Below are 21,955 nucleotides of genomic sequence, written 5' to 3' on the forward strand. Positions count from 1 at the left end.
GAACGACGACGGACCCAGCCCTCCAGCACCACCCTCTGGGCATCGGTCAACGACAACGGCGGGATCTTCGGTCCAGGACGACTCACACCCCAACCAACGACAAACCTCCGACTCAGGTCACTAGCCGACTCCGGCTTCTTCCGGGGTGCGGCGCGTGCGCCATTCCTGACCGCAGGCGCAGGCGCAGGCGCAGGCGCAGTCACCGGTCACCCAGGCGATGGGCAGGGGGCGAGGCCAGGGCCCGCGGGACCATAGCCGAGGCCCGCCGGGCGTACCGGACCGAGCAGAACCGGCACTGGTTCCGGCGCAACCCGAACGGCGCGGACGCCGTTGCGGCGGCGACCACGGCCGCCGATACGGCGAGGGAGCGTACCGCTCAGCACCTCCTGGGCATACGGCTGGAGCGGCTTCGCGGGCGGGCCCCTGCCGGGGACGGACAGGGGCCACCGGGTGGGCGGCCAGGCCGGAGTGGGGTTCCCGGGGCGGACCCGCTCGTGTCGAAGGGGCGGGCGGGACCGGGCGCCGTGCCGCCGGCGCCCGGTCACGGGGGGGCAGGGTGCGGTGCGAAGGCTCCGCAGACGCGGGCGGCCGGGACGACGGACGATGTGGCGCTCGCCGTACTTGGCAACGAGGGTACGCGGCGAGCACCCTGAGCCTCCCGAACCTCGTTCCCGAGCCCCCTCGCCGTCGGGCCGCACCCCCGAGGAGCCGCCGTGCCCACGCAGAAGTCCTCCACCCCGCGCACCGGACGCTGGCTGGCCGGTCTCGCCGGTGCCTTCGCGCTCGTACTCGTCCATCCCGGCACCGCGCAGGCCGCACCCCCGCCGGGGCTGCCCGCCAACGCCGACGGGTTCGAGCACGCATTCCAGCCGGCCTACGACTACGACACCGACGGCTGCTACTCCACACCCGCCATCGGCGCGGACGGCACGGTGAACCCGGGTCTCAACCCGACGGGCGCGCTCAACGGGCAGTGCCGGGACTCCTGGGACCTCGACAACACCAACGGGTACTCGCGCTACAAGTGCAACAACGGCTGGTGCGGGATCCTCTACGCGCTCTACTTCGAGAAGGACCAGGCCCTGCCCGGCGTCGGTCTGGGCGGCCACCGCCACGACTGGGAGCACGTGGCGGTGTGGGTGCAGAACAGCCAGGTGAGATACGTATCGACCTCCAACCACGGCACCTTCACCGTGCACAACGCATCGGCGATCCGCTTCGACGGCACCCATCCGAAGATCGTCTACCACAAGGACGGCATCAGCACCCACTGCTTCCGTGCCGCCGTCGCCAACGACGAACCGCCCGAAAACCACAAGGGCTCCTGGCAGTACCCGCCGCTCGTCGGCTGGAACGGCTACCCCGCCGGAATCCGGGACCGGCTCAGCGCCCACAACTTCGGCAGCGCCAACTTCGGCCTGAAGGACAACGCGTTCGCCTACCATCTGTCAACGGCCAAACCGGCCGGGATCCCCTTCGATCCGAATGGCTGACGGTCACGTCCACCCACCCGTCGCGTCACGAAGGCCGGGCCCGCACCCGCAGAACGGGGAACAGGCTGCACCACTCCTCCAGGGCGTCCGCGCCCCGGCGCAGTCCGGCAGCGGATTCATCGAGCTGCCCGGCGGTGGTGACGACAGGGATGGCAAACCTCCACACTGACGTCTGGTTCAAACCCTTCCCGCCGGATTGACGCCGGTGATCCCGAACGGGAATTCCGCCACTGACCTCCGCCGGGACGGGCTCGCGGAAACGAGGGCTGGGCACCCGGACGCCACCTTCCCACCACGTGCACGGCCCCCGCCGTACGGGGAATCCCGCGTCCCGGCCCGAGGGACAGCCCCGGCCGGTACCGTGCGTGCGGAGTGCCTGCCGGGGTGCTCAGAGGGCCCGCAACGCCCCGCGAAACGCGACCGCCGTCGTCCGTGCCGGGGGCACACCGGTAGTGCCGGATGAGGAGGGCCGGGCAGAGCCGGAGGTCGACCGAACGGGCCACGGAAAAGGCCCTGACCTCAACGGCACGGAGGTGTTCCCGCCGCACGGTCCGAGCCTGAGGCCGCAGCCCCGCCATCCCGGGGCCGCGTGTGCTGTGCGCCCCGGGACATGTCCGCAGGTGCTCCTCCCTCTGTCCCGGCGCCTATTCCCGTAGCTTCGGGCCGTCCGGCTTGTTGCCGAGGCGAGGTTCTACGGAAGGTCGGCAGGTCCGGCTCCTTCTGGCGGTGGTCGTGTCGTGGGCGCGGATCTGCTGGAGGCCCGAGCGGAGACCGTTTCCGGGCTTTCCAAGGAGGGTCCGGCAAACGCCCCTGGCGGTACGGGGGCCGGTTCCGGGCCCGGCGCTCCCGTCCCCTACCATCCCGACTATCCCGTTCCGTCAAAATGATCCCCCCGTCAGCGCAGCCACCCCGTCGAGACAGCGGATGTGCCGTCCATGCCCCATACCGCCCAGGCTTCCCGTACCACCCGTCTGCTGATACCGCTGGTCCTCCTTGTCACGTGGCTGGGCATCGGCGGGACCCTCGGCCCCTACGCGGGAAAGCTCGGCGAGGTCGCCACCAACGACCAGGCCGCATTCCTCCCCCGTAGCGCCGAGTCGACCCAGGTCATCGACATTCAGGAGAAAATCCGGCGGAGCGAGGCCCTGCCGCTCGTCATCGTGTGGACCGCGCGCGCCGGCCACGGCCCGCTGCCGGCGACGGCACGCGAGGACGCCGCCACGGCCCTGGCGCAGATCGGCCGCTCGCCCCTGCTCGACGGAGCCGCGTCCCCCGTGCTCGCCTCGGACGACGGCCGCGCGCTGCGGGCGGTGGTACCACTGCGGGCCGACCTCGACGACGGGCTGGCGAACGCGCTGGACGAGATCGGGGCCGAGGCCCGCACCGTGCCGGCCACCACCGCCCACCTCGCGGGCCCGGCCGCCGCCCAGGCAGACCTCAAGAACGCGTTCTCCGGGATCGACGGCCTGCTGCTGGGCGTGGCGCTGGCAACAGTGCTCGTCATCCTGCTGCTGGTCTACCGCAGCCTCCTGCTCCCCCTGCTGATCATTGTGGCAGCCGTGCTCGCGCTCGCCCTCGCGTGCGCAGTGGTGTACGCGCTCGCCGAACACGGGATCGTCCGGGTCGACGGCCAGGTGCAGGGCATCCTGTCCATCCTGGTGATCGGGGCGGCCACGGACTACGCGCTGCTGCTCACGGCCAGATTCCGCGAGGAACTGGCACACAGGGACGAACGCACGGCGGCAATGCGGGCCGCCCTGCGCCGCTCGGCCGGTCCCGTGCTGGCCAGCGCTGCCACCGTGGCGCTGGGGCTGCTCGCGCTCCTGCTGAGCGATCTGACCAACAACCGCGCACTCGGTCCCGTCGGGGCCATCGGCATCGTCTGCGCGGTCACGGCGGCGCTCACCTTCCTCCCCGCCGTCCTGGTCCTCCTCGGCCGCGCGGCCTACTGGCCCGCGCGGCCCCACCGGGCGGACGCGGAGACAGCGAACGGATCCCAACGGCTCTGGCGCCGGGTCGCCGACCTTGTGGACCGGGCACCGCGCCGGGTCTGGGCCCTCACCCTGGCCGGGCTGCTCGCCTGCGCCGCGTTCGCACCGACCCTGACCACCCGGGGGGTACCCCTGGACGAGACCCTCGTCGGGGACGCGCCTTCGGTGACCGCGCAGGCCGTACTCGGTGAACACTTCCCCGGCGGATCGGGCAGCCCCGCCGTGGTGGTGGCCCGCGCCGGCGCCCTGGAGCCGGTCACCACCGCCGCCGCGCGGGTACCGGGCGTCGCCTCCGTCCTCCCGACGACGGCCGGTGGCGAACCCGGCGGACCGCCCCTGATCGCCGATGGCAGGGTACGGCTCGACGTCACCCTCACCGACCCGGCCGACAGCGAGGCGGCCGAACGGACCGTGACCGCACTGCGCGAGGCCGTTCACGCGGTGCCGGACGCCGACGCGCTGGTGGGCGGGATCACCGCCCAGCGCATCGACACCCAGCGGACGGCGGCGGCCGACCGGACCCTGATCGTGCCGGTCGTCCTGGCGATCATCCTGGTCATCCTCGTGGGGCTGCTGCGCTCGCTGCTCATGCCCCTGCTCCTGGTCGCGACCGTCGCGCTGAACTTCTTCGCCACACTCGGGGTCGCGTCCCTCGTCTTCACCCACCTGCTGGGCTTCACCGGCACCGACGCCTCGGTGCCGCTGTACGGGTTCGTGTTCCTGGTGGCGCTCGGGGTGGACTACAACATCTTCCTGATGTCCCGGGTACAGGAGGAGTCGATCCGCCTCGGCACCCGCGAGGGCCTGCGCCAGGGCCTGGTGGCGACCGGCGGGGTCATCACCTCGGCGGGGGTGGTCCTGGCGGCGACCTTCGCGGCGCTGGGGGTGATCCCGCTGGCCTTCCTGATCCAGATCGCCTTCATCGTGGCCTTCGGCGTGCTCCTGGACACCCTGGTGGTCCGTTCCCTCCTGGTCCCGGCCCTGGTACGGAGCCTGGGCGAGCGCGCCTGGTGGCCCGGGCCACCAGGCGGCCTCCGCCGCTGACTCTTCTCTTCCCGCGCCACCCCGGGACGTCACGGCCCGAATCCGAACCGACCGGCGGGGTGAAGTCTTGCCATCGGCCGGACGCGGCCGGACTTTCGGTCGATCCTGGTACGGGAATCTCACCATGGAGGGCAGCACATGAGTGATCTGCCAAAGGCGGACACGGCGTCCGTCGGCGTCACCTTTCCGGCGCCGGGCGCGGCCCGGCTCGTACCGACGAAGAAGATCAAGGTCGAGGGGCGGACGGTGGAGCCGCCCCTCGTCAAGGACAAGCCCGCGCACGATCACACCGTGCTCCAGTCACTTGCTTTCGACAACATCAACAAGGCGGTCTATCTCGCCCAGTTGACCAATGGCAGCGCGGAACGTGACAAGAACGGCGATCTGACCATCACCCGGTGGGTGTGGAAGGGGTCCGCGACCGCACCAGGCTACGCGTACGACGGGTTCATGCTGCTGACCGGGTTCGGACACGGCGTGAGCATCGGAGTCGACCCCGACCCGGCCACCGGTGTGGCGCACCTGTGGACCGAGGTCGACAGCGAGCCCTATCTCGTCCCCGGCACCGCCGGCCGGTGGAGCGGACGAGGGAAGAACATCTGCCGTTTCGCATACGTCGACGGGCAGACTCTGACGAACACCAGCGCGCTGCTCCAGAAGCACACGCCGGTGCCGGGCAGCAGCCACAACACAGTGAACATCGATCCGGTGTACGGGCGGCTGGTGCATCGCTTCGAGCTCGGCGGGGGGATGCGCTACCGCGTGCACGATGTGGAAAAGGCGCGCCAGGGGATCTGGAACGACTACGTCGCCGACGTAGCGGAGCTGAATCCCTTCCCGGGCGTCGGAGGTCCGTCGTTCCAGGGGTACGCGGTGGCCGGCAGCTATCTCTATCTGCTGCACGGGGACTCCTACGACTCCCCCAACTCGCCCGCAGGCATCGGCAACACCCACCTCACCTCGGTGCACCTCGGCACGGGCGCCGTGGACACCACGTTCCTCACCGAGGCGGGTGCCTCGCTGACGTACCGGGAGCCGGAGGGGCTCTCCATCCGGGTGCCGGACCGGGCCACACCCCAGGTGTTCGACCTGGGGTTGGGCTTCGCCTGCGGGACCAGCGGTGCCCGCACCGTGACCATCTACCTCAAGGACGAGCTGACACAGGGCTGACCCGACCGGCCCCTCATGACAACCGCGCAGAACAGCCCGGCCGATGTCCGCACCACGGTATTCCGCCAGCTGCGAGGCGGGCGTGACCAGGTACGAGATGCTGGCCGGCCGGACGGCCGTGATGGTGAGGGCGGCCGGGGCGCGGTGGATCCGTGCCCGTAGGGGTCGCGGGCGATGGTGGAGCGCATGACGGCGTCGATCTGCGTGCGGCGCGGGCGGGGCAGGGCCCGCGGCGCCGCCTCCGTTTGTCCGGCGTAGGCGATCCGGTAGGTCATTCAGGCGGCTTTGTGACCGTCGAGCGGGACCAGGTCGCCGTTCTCGTCCAGGGTGACCTGTAGTCCCCGGGCGCGCAGCCGGGCGACCTCCACGTCCGTCTCCTCGACGGCGCCGGGCACGGTCTCCAGTACCCACCACCCCAGCCGCAGCGTGCGCAGCCCCTCCGGGGCGCCGGCGGCGTCGCACGGGCGAACCGCGCGCCCTGTCGGTATCACGTCGATGCCGCGCCGGACCACCACGGCCACAAGTCCGGGCGTCGACGCTGTCGTTCGGGCGCCGGGGTCCGTCATGAGGAAGTCGGCAAGCGCCTCGGTGGCGTCGTCGCCCCGCAGGCTGGTCGCGGACACGGCGATCTGCCCGCCGCCGGTGTGGAGGAGTGCGACCGCCATGTGCGTACAGTCCTCGTGCCGTTCCCACGGCGGGGTCTTTCAGGTGAAGGACATCCCCGCATCCTGCCCAGCCTGCGGACAGTCGGCGGCCGAACGGGCAAGGATGTCCGGGCCCCGTCTTTCTGGCTCGCAGCGGGATGTCTCACGATGTCGAGACCGCGCCCCGGGCTGAGCGGAGGGCAGGTACAGGCGCCGGCGGCGGTGCCGCCGTCACTCTTCTCGTCGTGCGGGTGAGGCGGGTGCCGGCCATACGCAGCCGTCGTTCACGGCGCGGGAGCCCGGACGCGCGGATGGCGAGCTTGATCGCCCTGCTGCACGGTGCGAAGCCGGCCCCGCCGGCCTTCCCCGGCGCCGACCGGTCCCAGGCCGAAGCCGTAATGGCGGTGATCGCACAGGGCCAGTGGGCAGCGCCCGCCGTCCGCCAGGTCATCGAGGCCACACAGCAGGCGCTGACAGCGATCATCACCACCACCGTGGTCACCTCGGTCAGCGCCGGCAGTCGACCGCTCCGAGGGGGCCTGCGCCCGGCGAACCGGTGCCGGGTACCCGGGCGCACGAGAGACCAGCAGGATCCATCAGCGCTGCCCGGGCGGCGGTCGTCCCGGCGGGGAGGGCTGCCGGTGGTGCTCACGGCGCAGCGCGGCCATCGGCGGGACATTCCCGCGGGGGATCTCTGTCCTCGTCCGGCATGGGGATGGGAGAGGAAGCCATGGGCAGGGCCCAGTGCGCCGACTTCGAGCCACAGTTCACCGGCAATCCTGTCCGCCGGTTCCGGATGACGGCCGGTGCCTCTGCTGTGGGCATGGCCTTGCCCGGGACCCGGACACGGCGTTCACCGAAGACTGCGGGCCGGTGGCGCCCTTCGGCTCAGAGGGCACCGTCAGTGGCGCTTCACCGGCGGCTGCCGGCTGCGCTGGAGCGCCGCTGAAGGGGTCCCCACGAGGTGTTGAACCCGCGCTTCCGTGGGGCCGTGCAGTGACCCGGGGGCTTCAGACACTCGTCTGTACCCTGCCCCCTCGCCCGCGCACCCTCAGCTCCCGCGCCCCCGAGGACGACCCCTCATCCTCACCCGAGGAACAGGAGAGCACCGTGAAGATCCGTTCCGCAGTCGTCGTTGTCCCGCTCGTCCTCTCCGCCGTACCCTTCGCCACCGTCGCACAGGCGGTCCCCGCTTCCCGGCACTGTGTCGCCGTGGCCGAGTCGTCCCGAACGACCTGTCATCTCACGTTCACCGAGGCGATGCGGCAGGCGACCGGCGGAGCGGTCACCGATGCGCCCGCGCAGGTCTCCGGCCGGGAGGTCGCGGCGCTCCGCAGCCGGCTCCAGAGTTCTGCCGCCACCCGCGCGGTGGCCGGAAAGTGGCTCGGCACCGCTTTTGAGCATGCCGTCTTCAAAGGGGAGACCCTCACCTTCATCACCATGGGCGAGAGCCCCGTGTGCGAGAACAATCTCCGCTTCGACTTTCCCCGGCTGGACGACTACGGCTTCAACGACAGGATCAGCTCGATGGAAACCGGAATGTACTGCGTGGCCCGGCTCCACGAGCACGCTGGTTTCCAGGGGGCCAGCGACGTGGCGTACCTCCGGACCAATCTGAACACCTTCAACGACCGCGCGAGCAGCATCCGGTTCGCCTAGGCCGTCTCTTACGGATCTTGCTGGGGCTCGCGTGCCCTGGTGCCGCACCTCGCCGCGTTGTCGTCAATCGCCGCTGGCCCCCTGGGCCTGGCGGCCCGGGAGGTGCCCCCACCGCAGGGACTCATTCCTCCGCCTTGCGATGCGTCCCCACGGCCTTGGCGGGCCTGGGGAGACCCCATGCACCAGACCCCGCTCCCTGACCCAGCCTGATCCGTAAGAAACGACCTAGCGGAACGCCGTTGGCGCTCTCCTCCGGCCCGCGCCGCCCGCTGATGCGAAGGTGTGGTCCGGTCCGCTTGCCCTCTCGGTCCGGGACCACCCCGGGAACGAGCCCGCCGCCCGATGAAGGGCCGACGGAAAGGTCTCCACCCGCATGAGACGTTCTCGTGGCGGACGATTCCGCCCGGCTGCTCTCGCCACGGCACTCGCTGCCGTGATCACCGGCGGAGCCGCCCCCGCCACCGCTGTCTCCCCCGACCAGTGCCCGCCCGCCCACTTCTGTGTCTGGGAACACAACGACTACACCGGCCGCTTCTTCAGTTCCAGCGGCAGCAGCCCGAACATCGGCGCCGCGATGAACGACCGGACCAGCTCGTACCGGAACCGGAGCCGGTGGTGGGTGAGCATGTACCTCGACGCCGACTACGGCGGCGGCTGCATCATGCAGTCCATCGGACCGGGAGGAGCTTCCTGGATGCTCCCGGCGGACATCAACGACCGGATGACCTCGTTCGTCATCGCTTCCAGCCCTCTGTGCTGAGCCGGCTCCCGTGGGTGGTCCTGTTCGGCCGGACGGGACCACCCACGGGAATGGCCCCGAACCGCCGCCGATCGCCGCCTGCGCCCCGGAAAGCGATCCACCGGCGGCCTCCGCCATGAGATTCCGGCGCTGTGCCTGGAGCCCGTACGAGGGCGATGCCGAGCGGCCGGGCCGCCGGGCGATGCGCTGACGTCCCGGGTGTTGAACCCGGGCAGGCCGGCTGTCTCGTGCGCAGGAGCGGGCTGTTCGCCGACGGGATCCCCGTACGGCTGGCCGAGAGCTGGTCTCTCCTGACGATCACGCAGAACACCGTGCTTGGAGTAGCCGGCCCCGCCCTGGTCGCTCACAGGCATGCGCGGGCGGTGCAATGGCATGGACCTTGACCTCACAGACCCCACGGTCGTGGAGTGGCGCGGCGGCGGGCCGGAGACCTGGGCGGAATCCCCGCCGTAGCCACCTCGACCAGGCGCAGGACCTCGGAGCTTGCCCACCGCGGCGCCCTGCTGTTGCGCCCTGTGCCCGAGGGGCCGGCTCCGGGCCGCTGGGCCGGCCACAAGGACACGGTGCGGGGGCGGCGCCTGACTGGCACACCGACCTCGGTGTGATCGGGCTCGTGCACTCCAGCGATTCCAAGGCCGCGGCCGACGTCGCGGCGCTCGCCGGCCAGATGCTGCCCTGGTGGCCCGATCTGCTGCGCCTTCCGAGTGTGATCCGTGAGCGGGCGCCCGGCGCCCGGGCGGCCGTGGTCGAGGTCCCGGCCAACGACAGGGAGAAGATCCTGCGCCGGGCGGCAGCCAACGAGGTCTTCGACGTCACCTCGCGGGTGGCCGCGACGGACATGGCCAACGGCATCCGCAACGACCGGATCGACCACACGTCCCACGACATCGAGATCTTCTGCAAGGAGGGTTACGGCGGGAGGCCGAACCAGGGCGTCGCCGGCGCGGGCCCGGCCCAGTCGTTCACGTGTGCCCTCTTCGTGCCCGGCCGGGCCGGGCACCGGGCGGCGTAGCGTGGCGGCACCAGAAGACAGTGGCGTCGGGAGAGAGGGACCAGGCCATGAGCCAGTCGGTGGATGCGGCCGGGACGTGGACCACCGTCATCGGCGGGGAGCTGCTGGAGATCCCGGCGACGATAGAGGGGATCCGGGCGACGCTCTCGCCGGAGCGGGCCGCCGAGTTCGACCGGGTGGTCGCCCGCACCCACGCTTCGAAGCTGCCGCAGGTGCTCGCGGACTGGGCGCTTCCTGCGGAGGCGCTGGCCGAGGAGGACGAGGTGATCGCCCGGCTGAAGGCCGGCGACCACTCCGACTCGGTCTCCCAGGACGACCTGGGCGACGGCGGCGGAGAAGCACGGTGAGCCGCTATCGGGCGTGGCGCCGGGCGAGCGCCGCCCGGGGCGCCCGCAACCGGACCGGCCTCGCCGTCCGGCTCGGGACCATCCGCTACCCGGGGGGCCTGGACAACCCGGAGGACGTCCCCGCGGTCGCGGTTGACGACGCTTGTCCGCGGATCCGCATGCGGTGGGCACGACGGAGGTGGATGGCGTTGCCGCGGTTCTCACACCCGGTGCGGTGTCGAGCCGCATCCCGTCGTCAGGTACGCGGCCGCGTGATTCCGTGGTTGGTGGGCGTTCGGGGCCCGCCCGTGTGCGGGTGGGCCCCGAACGGATGGCGGTGGTTATGGCCGCCAGATCACCGCTGTGTGCTGGAAGCCGGTGGGCGTCGGGTTGGTGACCTGGCGGACGCCGACAGTCAGTCCGGCGTTGTTGACGAACAGGGCGTAGGAGTTGCCGTGCGGTGCCACGTTCAATTCGGTCAGGGTCCCGTCGGGCTCCCAGCGGAGGGCGTAGCGGTTCGTATCGGACGGCACCATTTGACCGGTATGACCGACGGAGACACCGGCGTCGTTGACGGCGACGGCGGTGGTGTATTCGTAGTCGGCGCCGATGGTCGCGGCGGTGCCGTCCGGGCTCCAGCGTGTCGCGGTGTAGTCGATGTTGTCCTGTCCGAGCTGGTGGCCGACGGCGGTGCCGGAGGCGTTGATGGCCTTCGCTGCGGAGTGCCGGCCCAGGTCCGTGACGGTGCCGTCGGCGTTCCAGGTCACGGAGCGCCATGGGAGGTTCGCGGCACCGGTCGGCGTGGCCCCCGCGAGCACGGTGCCGGCGTCGTTGATTTGACGGACCCACACGTTCCTGTAGGCCGAGGTCGGGTCGAGCGCGATGGGAGTGCCGTCCGGGCTCCACTTCACGGGACGGGCGACACCGGACGCCGAGTAGGACAGACCGGCCACCGTGCCCGAGCTGTTGACCGACAGGGCGGTGCTCTCGACGTCACCGCTCAGTGCGGCGAGCTGGACGGCCCGGCCGTCCGGGCCCCACTTCACCGCGCGGTAGACCGTGCCGTTCGTGCCGGTCCGGGTGTTTCCGACGGCCGTACCGGTGCGATTGATCTCGCGGACGTAGGCCGAGGCGACGAAGTCCCCGGGCAGCGACTGCATCAGGGTGACCGTGCCGTCGGGGGCCCAGCTCACCAGGCGGTGCCCCGAGAAGCCGACGGCGGTGCCGTCGCCGCTGACAGCCATGGCCTCGCCGTGCTGGTCCCCGGGCAGCAGCGGAAGTACCGTGGCGCTGAGGTCCGCGTTCCAGCGGATCGGTAACCTCCGGCTCACCGAATCAATGACGGCGTAGCCGACGATCACCCCGTTGTCATTGACCTCGTAGGGATAGCTCCCGACGGCGCCGGGAGGCAAGGGCAGGTCGACGGCCACATTGGCCACCACCGGACCGGTGTCGGCCGTCGCGCTGCCGGCCGCGCCCAGTGTGAGGGTGCAGACGGTGGCCAGGGCGATGGTGGCGGCACCTGCTGACCGCAGGGCTTGTATGCCGATACTCATGACGTGCGTTCCTCGTCTCGCGGACTTCGCCGGAATGGCACTGCTGTGCCGAGCTTCGCGTGGAGAGATCCCGTGCGCCACACTGCTCGCTGCCCAGGTCTCGACGACGTCCGAATACAGCCGACACGGGGGCACCAGCAGGTCGCAGACGTCCCGGGCGTTGCCATGGCGGTCGGTTTGTACGCGGTCAGGAATCGGCCCACCCGAGACGGGTTACCGCGGTCGCCGTGATGCTTCGAAGTCGGCGGTCATGACCTGCATGAGCTGGACGCCGGAAGACAAGGAGCCGACGCCGACAGCTGCTGGCCGACCGTGCCGCGGTCGTGCACGAGGTCACCGGACGGGTAGAGGCCGTGGCGTTTGACGCGGACACCGGCCGCCTGGACGTCGTCCCCGATGCCCCGGCCGTCGGCACGAAGCTGCGCTGGAGCGCGCCGAAGCGGCTCACGGCGGCCAACAAGCGGGTGCCGAACGCGAACGCCCGCGCCCTGCACGTCCTGGCGCCCGCGCCCCAGAAGGCCGGCCCCGGCACGGCGGCAGCCGACCTGACCCCACAGTCGGCCGTTCCCGTCGCGCCGGGGGAGCGCCGGACGCCGCCTGACGGCTACCGCCATGCGATCGAGGCGCACTGCCAGGCCGTCCGGACCTCTCGGGTCGGCCCAGCCACCGCGGAAGTGGTGGAACGGCAGACCGCCGCGATGCGGGCCCTGTCCCAACGGGAGTTCCCCGAGCCCGACGCCTTCCCGGACGATGCACCGGCCCCGGTCGGGCAGGTCCGCACCGAGCGCCGCCAGGCCGCGGCGACCGAGGCAGCCGCGCTGCGCCGGGCCCGAGCGGAGCGCGCGGCGCGGCACGCTGGACCAGTGGCCGTGGCTCCCGGCCCGGCTCCGTTCCGGGTGCCCGCGTGAGAGGGATTGGCCGGATCTTCTCCTGCTGTCGACGTCGTCGTGGGCTCCGTCTACCTCGGCACAGGCTTGTACCACACCCCATAATGGGAGAGGCGATGGGCGGCGGTCCTCGAAAGCGCCAGGCCCTCCAAGTGCATGGCATAGGCGAGGGATTTCACTTGCGCTCTCGTCAGAAGCAGGACGTGCCGGGACCCCTCGGGTACATACCGTGCGGTGAGGACCGCCTCCGCAAGGCCCTCAGCGGGGGGCTTGTGAAGGCTGTCGGCGATGGCCACGAAGTGACGGACGGCGGCGAACTCGGTCGGCGTGAGCTCAACAGCCCTGGTACCCGGAGGCTGCTCACTGGTGCCGTCCCGGGATGCGAGTCGGCCTTCGCGGTAAGCCAGCGCATCCTGCCCCTCGGCTGTCAGTCGCACTGCCAGTCCCCGGGCCCCGGTGCCCCTCTCCTCGATCAGCCCCTCCGCCACCAGCGCGACCACATGCTTTCGGGAGGCGTCCAGATCATCGGCGGCAACCCAGCGCGACGCACTCTGCCCCGCCTTGATCGCTTCCAATACCTTCACCTGCCCGCTGCTCAACGCCACGATTCCCCTTCCCGCTCTCTGGTACGGCCATCATGACAATGCCGGGTCCGTACAGCAGCGGATCAGGGAAAGTCCCCGCTGCAGAGTTGAAATCGCACGCCCTTTCGGCAGGCTGGACCTGAGTCCGGACACTGATCGGCCTTCAGCCATTCAGCGTGTTGATCCCCACTGACAATGACGTCGCATCGGCGCTACGGGCCTGGGGGCGGAGATGGCGATTCAGTCTGTCGTCCGGATCGCGGCGCTCGAAGCAACCGGAAGCCAGCTGGGAGCGTTCCTGTCCTCCGCTCACCTGCGGGCCGCCGCCGCCGCCGCGAACGCGCGGCTGCTCGAAATGCATCCCGGCCCGCCGGATCGCCAAAGATAGTGTCCGGGCTGTGCAGGACCCCACGACTGCACCCCCGTCCACAACGGGCACTGCCCCATCCAGCTGGTACTCGCCCACATCTGCGTCGCTCACGCGGGGGCAGGCCGGCGTCAGTTCTCGGAGGCGCCGCCTCCCGCTCGCCGTTTCCACGAGCGGAGGAGCAACTCGGGGCGGATCAGCACGGCGATGAAGGCGAGGGTGCCGATGAGCATCACCGACCAGGCGACGGCCTTCGCCGTGGGCTCGGTGCGGAACACATACGGCGTGAACACGGCCATGACGACGGCGAGCGCGGCGAGGGCTCCCAGCCAGACGAATCTCATCGGTCTTCTTCCTGGCCGGGCCAGTCCGTGTTCTCGCCGGGCTGTGCGTCCAGTTCCGTCGCGGACGACGGCCCGGCGCCCTGGGGCTCGGCGCCAGGCGCAGCGCCGTCGAGGGCGGGGGCGGGAGCGGGGGCGTGCTCGACACGATCACCCCCACCGGCGGCCGCGCGGACGAAGGCGATGGCGACCACGCAGCCGGCAACGCCCCCGGCGCCACCGTCAACGGCGACGGCGTTTCTCCCGAGGGTGGCGTGGCCGACGGCGGCCTGTGCACCTTCAACCCCGCCAACCAGCGCACCGTCACCAACTGTGTCACCACCGGCTGCCACCCCTCGCCCACCGGCCCGGTTCCAGCTATCACCGGGGTGGGCTCGCACAGGGGCCGGGGCCGTGGCGGACCAGGCCTCCCACGACGTTTTGCCCGCGGTCGGCTGAGCGGATCCACGGCCGCACCGAACCGGTATCCGCGTTCGTCTCCTGCGGCGGGCATCGGAATCATGCCGCCGGGTGCTGGGCATGACCCCTGTCGCGCCGGGCCGCGTCTGGGCAGCCCGCACCCTGGAACATCAGGGACCCACGCCCCCTGCCGGACCTGACCCCTGCCGGGCCCTGGACTTCTTCTTCCAGCACCTCATCGCCACTGGGACCGGCGCCTGCCGCGCCTGCCGGCGGGCCATCCCGTGGCAGCCCTACGGCACCACCCGACAGGGCACTACGAGCCGCGGAGGTGTGTGCCGATCTGCAAGAACGCCTGGATGAGGGGGACCTGGGGGACGGAGGGGGAGTTGATCTGGGAGGCGTAGTGGACGATCACCAGGTCGAGGGCGGGGGAGATGAAGAGGCGCTGGCCGTGGATGCCGCTGGCCATGAAGGATCCGTACGGGTCGTTCGGGATCCACCAGAGGTCGTGGTAGGAGAGGGTGGCGGGCGCGTCGGGGGGTGCGGCGGGGAAGCGCACGCGGTGGGGGTAGCCGTCCGGGACGCCGGAGACGATGGTGGAGGCGACGGCTTCCGGGACGATCTGGCGGTCACCGATCGCGCCGCCGCAGCGGATCAACTCGCCGAGACGGGCCAGGTCGCGGGCAGTGGCGCTGAAGCCGCCGCAGGCGGCCTCCGTTCCTTCGGAGTCGAGGAGGTAGTACGCGTCCTCCTCCGCGCCGAGGCGGGACCAGATCATCTCGGACAGCAGGGTGGAGGTGGTGGTGCCGGTGACGCGGCGCAGGACCTCGGCGAGGGCTTCGGCGTTGCCGTTCTCGTAGCGGAAGGCGGTGCCCGGCTCGCCGGTCGTCCGGGCGGTGGCGAGGTGTTCGCGGATCGTGGCCGGCCCGGTGTAGCCGTAGGGACGCAGTGGGGGAGCGAGGACGGCGAAGTAGCGCTGTGCTTCGAGTGCCTTGTCGTACGGGCGGCCCGCGTAGCTCATCTGGGTGCCCATGTGGAGGAGGTGGTCGACCTGGGCGTCTCCGAAGGCGGTGCCGGCAAGCTCGGGGACGTACTTCGCGACGTGGACGCCGCGGTCGAGTTGCCCCTCGTGGGCGAGGACCGCCGCGACGAGTCCGAGGTAGGACTTGGCGGCCGAGGCGTTGAAATGCGGGACATGGGGCTCGTACCCGTGGAGGTACTGCTCGTGGACCAGGAGTCCGCGGTGCAGGACCAGCAGGGCGTCGGTCTCGGCCCGGGTGAGCAGTTCCGTGAGGGTGAGAGCGTGCCCCCGCGGTCCCGTGAACATGAGTCCGTCAAGGGTGTCGGCCGGTGCGGTGGGCAGGGAGGACGCACCGCCGGAGCCCCGCCAGACACGACGGCTCGGAACGAGTTCCCCAGCCGAGGTCATATGACGTCGGGCCCATGCCGGATCCGTGTAGCCCCGGGCCCACACAAGATCGGCCAACGAGGGAATGCCCGTCATGCGTACGCTCCGCTCTTTCGGTCCTGGAGTACCGGGCTCGATACCGTACATGGTGTCTCGTAAATCGGCCAGGTGCGGCAGAGGAGGAGCGGTGCGGGCGTGGTTCAGGCGGTGACGTCGTGGGCGCCCGGAGCGTCGGAAGGGGCGAGTCCGGTGGCCCACACGCGGCCGTAGACCGACAGGTCGCGCAGATGCGCGGTGATCTCGGCGGCGCTGTAGCCGGTGTCGTTCTCGACCCACCAGGTGAGCAGGCCGATGAGTTCACCGGTCCAGGCGCGGGCGACGACGTCGAGGGGGATGCGCGGGGTCACCGCGAGCTGCTCGACCCGGGTGCGAAAGGCGGCCTCGGCGTGGGCGCAGATGAGATCCGTGAACTCCCGTAGGGCCCGGCCGTCGCCCTCACCCCGCAGGACGACCCGGTAGACCGGCTTCTCCCGCTCGGCGTGTTCGAAGATGTACTTCACCGGCAGTCCGGTGAACCCCTCGGCGTGCGCCTGCCGGACCGCCGGCAGGAGGCGGTCCCGGTCCTCGGCGAGGTCGCGGACGATGCCGACCAGGAGGTCCTCCTTGTCGCGGTAGTGGGCGTAGAAGGTGGCCCGGCCGGTATCGGCCCGCTCGGTGATCTCCTCGACCGTGATCGCGTGGAACCCCTTCTCCAGGACCAGTTCGACCAGGGCCTGGCGCAGTGCGGCCCTGGTCCTGAGGATGCGGCGGTCTACTGCGGGCTTCATGTCCACTTCGCTTCCTTCTTGTCCGAACCGTTGACCTGACCCTAACGCTGCCTCTACGTTTCCGAACACCAAGATTGCTATTGGACATTGTGTTCGGAATCTCTGGAGGTGTGATGAACCTCGGGCGGTACGTACGCCGGACTGCCGGCCACCAACCCGATGCCGAGGCGGTGGTCTGCGGACCGGTGCGGCTGACGTACGCGGAACTCGACGACCACAGCGACCGGCTCGCGACGGCGCTGCGCGCCCTCGGCCTGGGCCGGGGCGACAGGGTTGCGACCCTCGCCGGCAACCGCGCGGAACTGGTCGTCACGGAAGTCGCTCTCTACAAGGCCGGCCTGGCCCGAGCGCCGATCAACGCCAGGCTCGGCACCGCCGAGGTGGCCCATCTGCTCGCGGAGTCGGACGCGCGGGTGCTGTTGACGGACGCGGCCCATCTGGACACCGCCCGCGCCGCTGTGCCCGGCACGGGAGTGAGAACCGTCCTCGGCTTCGATGGTCCGAACGATCTCGGGCCGGGCTACGCCGAGACCCTCACGGCCACCGAGCCGGAACCCGTCGAGGCGGAGTGCGGCGAAGGCGACATCGCCGTACTGCACTTCACCTCGGGTTCCACCGGCAAGCTCAAGGCAGCGGTCCAGACCTACGGCAACCGGCTCGCCCTGATGCGCAAGTCGGTGATGAGCGCCGACACCCGGGTGGGCCCCGGTGACCGGCAGATCCTGGCCGGGCCGGTCACCCACGCCTCGGGTATGCCGCTGATGGGCATCCTCTTCGCCGGCGGCTGTGCGGTCGTACTGCCGCGCTGGGACCCGGAGGAGTTCCTCGCCACCGTCCAGCGTGAGCGTGCCACCCACGCCTTCGTCGTACCGACGATGGTCAACACCGTGCTCGCCCTGCCGAACGCCCGCGACTACGACCCCTCCAGCCTGCGCCAGTTGATCTACGGCGCCGCGCCGATGTCACCGGCCCGGATCAGGGCCGCCTGGGACCTCTTCGGCCCGGTCCTCTCCCAGGGCTACGGATGCGGCGAGACCACCTCCGGCGTGCTCTTCCTCTCCACCGAGGACCACCGGCGCGCGATCGAGGGCGAGGACGAGGAACTGCTGCTGTCCTGCGGACGCCCCCTCGCCGAGGCCGAGGTCGCCATCGTCGACGACCACGGAAAGCCCGTACCCGATGGGCAGATCGGCGAGATCGCCGTCCGCGGGCCCGACGTCGTGCCCGGCTACCACAACGAGCCGGGCCTCACAGCGGAGACCTTCAGGGAGGGCTGGTTCCTCACCGGCGACCTCGCCCGCCGCCGCGCGGACGGCTATGTCTTCATCGTCGACCGGAAGAAGGACATGATCGTCTCCGGCGGGTTCAACATCTACGCCGTCGAGGTCGAGTCCGTCCTGCACCAGCACCCCGACATCTACGAGGCCGCCGTCGTCGGCGTCCCCGACGAGCAGTGGGGCGAGGCCGTCAAGGCCGTCGTCGTGACGCGCGAAGGCACCACCCTCACGGAGGCGGGCCTCATCGACTTCTGCGCCGAGCGCCTGGCCCGCATGAAGAAGCCCCGCTCGGTCGACTTCGTCACCGCCCTGCCCCACAACCCCAACGGCAAGATCGACCGCCGCGCCATCCGCGACCCCTACTGGGCGGGCGCCGAGCGCCGCGTCAACTGAACAGGAACACCGGCATGCCCTTCACCCTCGAACCCTCCTACGACGACCATCCGCGCCTCCAGGACCTCGTCCTACGCCTGCGCGCCTACCTGGCGGACGAACTCATCCCCTACGAGCGCGAGCGCGGCATCACCGCGGAGACCAAGCTCGACCGCCCCACCCTCGAACACGTCTGGAAGCGCAGCGCGGAACACGGCTTCTACGGCATCAGCCTCCCGCCCGAGCTCGGTGGTCAGGGCCTGAGCCTCCACGAACTGTGCGCACTCAAGGAGGAGCTGACCGCCTCCGGCGCCGCGCTCTCCCACTCCGTCCTCGGCGACATGGGCGGCCCGCTGCGCGTCGGCGCGATCGTGAAGTACGCCACGGAGGAACAGCGCGACCGCTACCTGATGCCCGTCGTCCGGGGCGAGCGGGCCTGCTGCTTCTCCATCACGGAGGAGGACGCGGGCTCCGACGTACGCCGGATGACGACCACCGCCACCCCCGACGGTGACAGCTACGTCCTCAACGGCAAGAAGGTATTCAGCTCCGCCGCCCCCTTCGCGGACTTCGCGATCGTCGTCGCCCGCACGGCCGGCGAGGAGGAGTCGTACAGCGCCTTCCTCGTCGACCTCGACACCCCCGGCTGTACGGTTCTCGACGGCGAGGTACCCATGTCCGGGCAGCAGATGGAGGGCGACCTCGTCTTCGAGGACTGCCGGATCCCCGCCGCGAACCTCCTCGGCGAGATCGGCCAGGGCCTGCGTATCGGCATCGGCCGCATCACCCTCAACCGCCTGCTGCACTGCCCATCCCTCATCGGCGCGGCCCGCCGCGCCTGGAACCTGTCGGTCGGGTACGCGACGAACCGGGTCGTCTTCGGCCAGCCGCTCCTCGCCCATCAGGCGATCCACCACAAGATCGCCGAGATGGCCACCGACATCTACGCGGCCCGCGCGATGGTGATGGCCACCGCCGCCAGGGCCGACCGGGGCGACAACGTCTCCGTCGAGGCCAACATGTGCAAGCTGTTCACCTCCGAAGCTGCCTTCCGCGTCGCCGACCAGGCGGTCCAGATCCACGGCAAGGCCGGACTGACCCGCGGCCACGAGGTCGAGCAGATCTTCCGCAGCCTGCGAATGTTCCGGATCGTCACCGGCACCACGGAAATCCACAAGAACGCCATCGCCAAGGGCCTGATCTGACCGACCCCTTGGTGCCCAGGGCGGTGCCGCGCGCCCCGCTCCGGCGAGCGGGGCGCGCGGCCTCGGGGGACCACCGCCCACCCGTACGACCCCCTGCTCCACCCGCATCCGCAGGAGTCGCCCCATGGCACCCCGTACCGCCACGCATGCCCGGGACACCGCGCCCCCGGCACCTGCCGGCCGCAGAGCCTGGCTGATCACGGTGATGATCGTGGCCTTCATGGTCATCAACTTCGCCGACAAGTCGGTCCTCGGCCTCGCCGCCGTTCCCATCATGGAAGAACTCGGCCTCAGCAACAGCACCTACGGCCTGATCTCCAGCTCCTTCTACTTCCTCTTCAGCGTCTCCGGACTCCTCGTCGGATTTCTCTCCACCCGGATCTCCAGCCGGATCCTGCTGCTCGGCATGACCGTGCTGTGGGCCGTCGCCCAGCTCCCGGTCCTGGTGGTCGCATCGGTCCCGACCCTGATGGCCGGCCGCATCCTGCTCGGTGCCGCCGAGGGACCGGCGGCCTCGATGTCCATGCACGCCCTGTACAAGTGGTTCCCGCCGGAGCGCCGCGCCCTGCCCTCGGCCCTCCAGATCGGCGGCGCGGCCCTGGGCATGCTCATCGCCGCCCCGGTGGTCACCTGGCTGATCGACGGCTTCGGCTGGCGCTCGGCCTACGCCGTCCTCGCCGCCGTCAGCGCGGCCTGGGCACTGGTGTGGTGGCGCGTCGGCCACGACGGCCCGTACGACCACCAGCACACAGGCACCGGATCCGGCGGGCCCAGGCTCCCGTACCGCAGGATCCTGCGGACCGGCACCGTGCTCGGCAGCATCGCCAGTGCCTTCGGAGCGGCGTGGGCGCTGTCCCTCAGCCATGCCTGGCTGCCCGCCTACTTCAGAACGCAGATGGATATGTCGGCGGCGGCTTCCGCGACCGCCATCAGTGTCATGTCCGGCGTCGGCCTGGTGCTTCTGCTGACGGTGTGCCCGTTCGTGGACGCGCTCAAGTCCCATGGAGTGAGCAGCCGTTGGTCCAGCGGGGCGGCGCAGAGCATCGCGGTGTGCGTGGCGGGGTGCGCGATGGCGGCGTTCCCGTTCGTCGACGCGTCCGCTCCGCGGCTCGTGCTGATCGCGCTGGCCTTCGGCGGCATCGCGATCGCCATTCCCCTCCACTACATGACGACCGCGGAAGTCGTCCCCGCCGCCCAGCGCGGCGCCGTCTTCGGCATCGTCGCGGGCATCGGCACCCTGCCGGGCCTCGTGGCACCGTTCCTCACCGGCCACCTCATCGACGCGGCCGACACCCAGACCGCCGGCTACACCACCGCCTTCCTCGTCGCCGGCGCCGTGATGCTCACGGCAGGCGCCTTCGCCCTGACGGCCATCCGCCCAGAGCGGGACGCCCAACGCCTGGGGCTCGGCACAGAGCCCGGGGCGCCGGGCTAGGCCGTCTCTTACGGATCTTGCTGGGGCTCGCGTGCCCTGGCACCGCGCCTCGCCGCGTTGTCGTCAGTCGCCGCTGGCCCCCTGGGCCTGGCGGCCCGGGAGGTGCCCCCACCGCAGGGACTCATTCCTCCGCCTTGCGATGCACGGCACCAGACCCCGCTCCCTGACCCAGCCTGATCCGTAAGAAACGACCTAGGCACCCGATTGGCCTCGCGCACGCAAACGTCCCGACCTCGAATCCGCGTTCGCCGGACTCGGGTCGTGGCGTGCGGCACGGCGACGCTCCGGCATCTCCGTGTGCTTCTTTGCGACCAGCAGCTCGACCGGGCGACACTGCGGACGCCACGACTGGTAGCCGGTCCACCTCACCGACGCGGCCGACTGCGCAACATTCCGTGGGTTCGATCGGCCCGTTCCGCCGTTGCGGCAGGCAGTGCGCGTCACTCCGCCGTCGCCACCGGTCGCCGGGCGTCCGGCCGACGGTCGCCAAGTCCGGCCGTCCAGCCGTCGGCCTGGCGGGCGGCGGTCCGGAACGCGGTGGCGAGGTTGTGCGCGGCCTCGACGTAGATCCGTGCTGTCGGGGTCCCCCCCCAGAGTCGACGAGGTCCATCACCGCGGTCACGGTCTTGTCATGGAGGCGCTGGGGCCTGTCGGAGGGGTCGGCGCCGATGCCCCAGATCAGGGACCGCATCACGCGGCACTCCCAGGAGTCCTCGCCCCCGGCCTACAGCCGTCCGCTCCGCATACGGCCGGAGCGTTCGGCCTCGTGCTCGGCGTGGCGGCGGGTGGGGCGCCGCAGGGTGACGGGCAGGGAGGCGACTGCCGTCGGCCCGGCCTCCAGGAACGCAGCGGACAGCCGGCCGAGGTCCTTCTGCGGGGCAGGGACCACGGGGCGCAGCGGGCCGTGGCCGGCCTCCAGCTCCTCCAGCCCGGTGCGGGTCGCGGCCGGCGTGCCGTCGGCCGTGCTGTAGAGGTTCTTTCCCGCGGCGGCCCGGCTCCGGTCGGTGGTGTCGACGACCCGGAACGGATACGGGGCCGGGGCCGGCCTCGTCGTCGTCCGTGTCCTGGGCGTTGCCGCTGGTGGTGTCGCGGAGGCTGGGGTGGAACCGGGCGGTCATCCCGGCGGGTTCCCCGCTGCCCGCGAGGACCTGGGCCGCGGTCTCCTGGTCGAGGGTCTGGACCATGACGGCCCGTT

20 protein-coding genes are annotated in these 21,955 nt (G+C 71.0%); 12 read left to right on the forward strand and 8 right to left on the reverse strand.

The window, feature by feature from the left end:
* Nucleotides 1–713 precede the first annotated feature (713 nt).
* Entirely contained in the window at nucleotides 714–1,493 is a 780-nt protein-coding gene (locus SYYSPA8_RS36520) for an NPP1 family protein (protein WP_323451781.1), read from the forward strand.
* Nucleotides 1,494–1,518: 25 nt separating this feature from the next.
* On the opposite strand, the gene SYYSPA8_RS36525 is transcribed toward SYYSPA8_RS36520, so the two are convergent.
* A complete protein-coding gene (locus SYYSPA8_RS36525) occupies nucleotides 1,519–1,674 on the reverse strand; it encodes a hypothetical protein (protein WP_323451782.1) in 156 nt (51 codons plus the stop codon).
* Between the two features lie 754 nt (nucleotides 1,675–2,428).
* Here SYYSPA8_RS36525 and SYYSPA8_RS36530 point away from each other — a divergent pair.
* Together SYYSPA8_RS36530 and SYYSPA8_RS36535 are read left to right on the forward strand one after the other, a co-directional pair.
* Nucleotides 2,429–4,528 carry an MMPL family transporter gene (locus SYYSPA8_RS36530; RefSeq protein WP_323451783.1) on the forward strand — a complete coding sequence of 700 codons (2,100 nt, stop codon included), beginning with the start codon at nucleotides 2,429–2,431 and terminating at the stop codon, nucleotides 4,526–4,528.
* Between the two features lie 138 nt (nucleotides 4,529–4,666).
* Nucleotides 4,667–5,698, forward strand: a complete 1,032-nt coding sequence (locus SYYSPA8_RS36535) for a teichoic acid biosynthesis protein C (protein ID WP_323451784.1) — start codon at nucleotides 4,667–4,669, stop codon at nucleotides 5,696–5,698.
* Nucleotides 5,699–5,973: 275 nt separating this feature from the next.
* Here the strand turns inward: SYYSPA8_RS36535 and SYYSPA8_RS36540 are convergent, their stop codons facing one another.
* Nucleotides 5,974–6,363: a hypothetical protein gene (locus tag SYYSPA8_RS36540; protein WP_323451785.1), complete on the reverse strand. Its 390-nt coding sequence runs from the start codon at nucleotides 6,361–6,363 to the stop codon at nucleotides 5,974–5,976.
* A 137-nt stretch (nucleotides 6,364–6,500) separates the two neighbouring features.
* On the opposite strand from SYYSPA8_RS36540, the gene SYYSPA8_RS38450 reads away from it, so the two are divergent.
* The 5 genes from SYYSPA8_RS38450 to SYYSPA8_RS36560 all read left to right on the forward strand — a co-directional run bounded on the left by SYYSPA8_RS38450 (nucleotide 6,501) and on the right by SYYSPA8_RS36560 (nucleotide 10,120).
* Nucleotides 6,501–7,142 (forward strand): GPP34 family phosphoprotein, encoded by a 642-nt coding sequence (locus tag SYYSPA8_RS38450; RefSeq protein ID WP_407706166.1) that lies wholly within the window; start codon nucleotides 6,501–6,503, stop codon nucleotides 7,140–7,142.
* Nucleotides 7,143–7,452: 310 nt separating this feature from the next.
* Nucleotides 7,453–8,001, forward strand: coding sequence for a hypothetical protein (locus tag SYYSPA8_RS36545; protein WP_323451786.1), 549 nt, complete (start codon nucleotides 7,453–7,455; stop codon nucleotides 7,999–8,001).
* 373 nt (nucleotides 8,002–8,374) lie between these two features.
* On the forward strand, nucleotides 8,375–8,761 hold the full coding sequence (locus tag SYYSPA8_RS36550; protein ID WP_323451787.1) for a peptidase inhibitor family I36 protein: 387 nt from the start codon (nucleotides 8,375–8,377) through the stop codon (nucleotides 8,759–8,761).
* Nucleotides 8,762–9,374: 613 nt separating this feature from the next.
* Entirely contained in the window at nucleotides 9,375–9,773 is a 399-nt protein-coding gene (locus SYYSPA8_RS36555; RefSeq protein ID WP_323451788.1) for a hypothetical protein, read from the forward strand.
* 47 nt (nucleotides 9,774–9,820) lie between these two features.
* On the forward strand, nucleotides 9,821–10,120 hold the full coding sequence (locus SYYSPA8_RS36560; RefSeq protein ID WP_323451789.1) for a hypothetical protein: 300 nt from the start codon (nucleotides 9,821–9,823) through the stop codon (nucleotides 10,118–10,120).
* A gap of 320 nt (nucleotides 10,121–10,440) precedes the next feature.
* Here SYYSPA8_RS36560 and SYYSPA8_RS36565 read toward each other — a convergent pair whose 3' ends face one another.
* The gene (locus SYYSPA8_RS36565) at nucleotides 10,441–11,655 is read right to left on the reverse strand and encodes a hypothetical protein (RefSeq protein ID WP_323451790.1); all 1,215 of its coding nucleotides are present in this window, start codon (nucleotides 11,653–11,655) and stop codon (nucleotides 10,441–10,443) included.
* A 353-nt stretch (nucleotides 11,656–12,008) separates the two neighbouring features.
* Between SYYSPA8_RS36565 and SYYSPA8_RS36570 the strand changes: the two genes are divergently transcribed.
* Nucleotides 12,009–12,563 carry a DUF721 domain-containing protein gene (locus SYYSPA8_RS36570; protein WP_323451791.1) on the forward strand — a complete coding sequence of 185 codons (555 nt, stop codon included), beginning with the start codon at nucleotides 12,009–12,011 and terminating at the stop codon, nucleotides 12,561–12,563.
* 50 nt (nucleotides 12,564–12,613) lie between these two features.
* Here SYYSPA8_RS36570 and SYYSPA8_RS36575 read toward each other — a convergent pair whose 3' ends face one another.
* The 4 genes from SYYSPA8_RS36575 to SYYSPA8_RS36590 all read right to left on the reverse strand — a co-directional run bounded on the left by SYYSPA8_RS36575 (nucleotide 12,614) and on the right by SYYSPA8_RS36590 (nucleotide 16,471).
* Entirely contained in the window at nucleotides 12,614–13,147 is a 534-nt protein-coding gene (locus tag SYYSPA8_RS36575; RefSeq protein ID WP_323451792.1) for a hypothetical protein, read from the reverse strand.
* 477 nt (nucleotides 13,148–13,624) lie between these two features.
* On the reverse strand, nucleotides 13,625–13,837 hold the full coding sequence (locus SYYSPA8_RS36580; protein ID WP_323451793.1) for a hypothetical protein: 213 nt from the start codon (nucleotides 13,835–13,837) through the stop codon (nucleotides 13,625–13,627).
* Nucleotides 13,838–14,549: 712 nt separating this feature from the next.
* Nucleotides 14,550–15,563 carry a serine hydrolase domain-containing protein gene (locus tag SYYSPA8_RS36585; protein WP_323451794.1) on the reverse strand — a complete coding sequence of 338 codons (1,014 nt, stop codon included), beginning with the start codon at nucleotides 15,561–15,563 and terminating at the stop codon, nucleotides 14,550–14,552.
* A 281-nt stretch (nucleotides 15,564–15,844) separates the two neighbouring features.
* The gene (locus SYYSPA8_RS36590) at nucleotides 15,845–16,471 is read right to left on the reverse strand and encodes a TetR/AcrR family transcriptional regulator (protein WP_323451795.1); all 627 of its coding nucleotides are present in this window, start codon (nucleotides 16,469–16,471) and stop codon (nucleotides 15,845–15,847) included.
* Between the two features lie 113 nt (nucleotides 16,472–16,584).
* On the opposite strand from SYYSPA8_RS36590, the gene SYYSPA8_RS36595 reads away from it, so the two are divergent.
* From SYYSPA8_RS36595 to SYYSPA8_RS36605, 3 genes are all read left to right on the forward strand, one after another.
* The gene (locus SYYSPA8_RS36595; protein ID WP_323451796.1) at nucleotides 16,585–18,141 is read left to right on the forward strand and encodes an acyl-CoA synthetase; all 1,557 of its coding nucleotides are present in this window, start codon (nucleotides 16,585–16,587) and stop codon (nucleotides 18,139–18,141) included.
* A 14-nt stretch (nucleotides 18,142–18,155) separates the two neighbouring features.
* Nucleotides 18,156–19,325, forward strand: coding sequence for an acyl-CoA dehydrogenase family protein (locus SYYSPA8_RS36600; RefSeq protein ID WP_323451797.1), 1,170 nt, complete (start codon nucleotides 18,156–18,158; stop codon nucleotides 19,323–19,325).
* Between the two features lie 124 nt (nucleotides 19,326–19,449).
* Nucleotides 19,450–20,760, forward strand: a complete 1,311-nt coding sequence (locus SYYSPA8_RS36605) for an MFS transporter (RefSeq protein ID WP_323451798.1) — start codon at nucleotides 19,450–19,452, stop codon at nucleotides 20,758–20,760.
* 724 nt (nucleotides 20,761–21,484) lie between these two features.
* Here SYYSPA8_RS36605 and SYYSPA8_RS36610 read toward each other — a convergent pair.
* Nucleotides 21,485–21,649: a hypothetical protein gene (locus tag SYYSPA8_RS36610; protein ID WP_323451799.1), complete on the reverse strand. Its 165-nt coding sequence runs from the start codon at nucleotides 21,647–21,649 to the stop codon at nucleotides 21,485–21,487.
* Nucleotides 21,650–21,955: the final 306 nt, after the last annotated feature.

Source organism: Streptomyces yaizuensis (assembly GCF_034961445.1).
Lineage (GTDB): Bacteria > Actinomycetota > Actinomycetes > Streptomycetales > Streptomycetaceae > Streptomyces > Streptomyces yaizuensis.

Excerpts from the sequence above, each read along its gene's own strand:
- SYYSPA8_RS36530 (WP_323451783.1), top strand. The coding sequence starts at position 2,429 with ATGCCCCATACCGCCCAGGCTTCCCGTACCACCCGTCTGCTGATACCG.
- SYYSPA8_RS36535 (WP_323451784.1), top strand. The coding sequence starts at position 4,667 with ATGAGTGATCTGCCAAAGGCGGACACGGCGTCCGTCGGCGTCACCTTT.
- SYYSPA8_RS36540 (WP_323451785.1), bottom strand. The coding sequence starts at position 6,363 with ATGGCGGTCGCACTCCTCCACACCGGCGGCGGGCAGATCGCCGTGTCC.
- SYYSPA8_RS38450 (WP_407706166.1), top strand. The coding sequence starts at position 6,501 with ATGTCTCACGATGTCGAGACCGCGCCCCGGGCTGAGCGGAGGGCAGGT.
- SYYSPA8_RS36550 (WP_323451787.1), top strand. The coding sequence starts at position 8,375 with ATGAGACGTTCTCGTGGCGGACGATTCCGCCCGGCTGCTCTCGCCACG.
- SYYSPA8_RS36560 (WP_323451789.1), top strand. The coding sequence starts at position 9,821 with ATGAGCCAGTCGGTGGATGCGGCCGGGACGTGGACCACCGTCATCGGC.
- SYYSPA8_RS36565 (WP_323451790.1), bottom strand. The coding sequence starts at position 11,655 with ATGAGTATCGGCATACAAGCCCTGCGGTCAGCAGGTGCCGCCACCATC.
- SYYSPA8_RS36580 (WP_323451793.1), bottom strand. The coding sequence starts at position 13,837 with ATGAGATTCGTCTGGCTGGGAGCCCTCGCCGCGCTCGCCGTCGTCATG.
- SYYSPA8_RS36585 (WP_323451794.1), bottom strand. The coding sequence starts at position 15,563 with ATGTTCACGGGACCGCGGGGGCACGCTCTCACCCTCACGGAACTGCTC.
- SYYSPA8_RS36590 (WP_323451795.1), bottom strand. The coding sequence starts at position 16,471 with ATGAAGCCCGCAGTAGACCGCCGCATCCTCAGGACCAGGGCCGCACTG.
- SYYSPA8_RS36595 (WP_323451796.1), top strand. The coding sequence starts at position 16,585 with ATGAACCTCGGGCGGTACGTACGCCGGACTGCCGGCCACCAACCCGAT.
- SYYSPA8_RS36600 (WP_323451797.1), top strand. The coding sequence starts at position 18,156 with ATGCCCTTCACCCTCGAACCCTCCTACGACGACCATCCGCGCCTCCAG.
- SYYSPA8_RS36605 (WP_323451798.1), top strand. The coding sequence starts at position 19,450 with ATGGCACCCCGTACCGCCACGCATGCCCGGGACACCGCGCCCCCGGCA.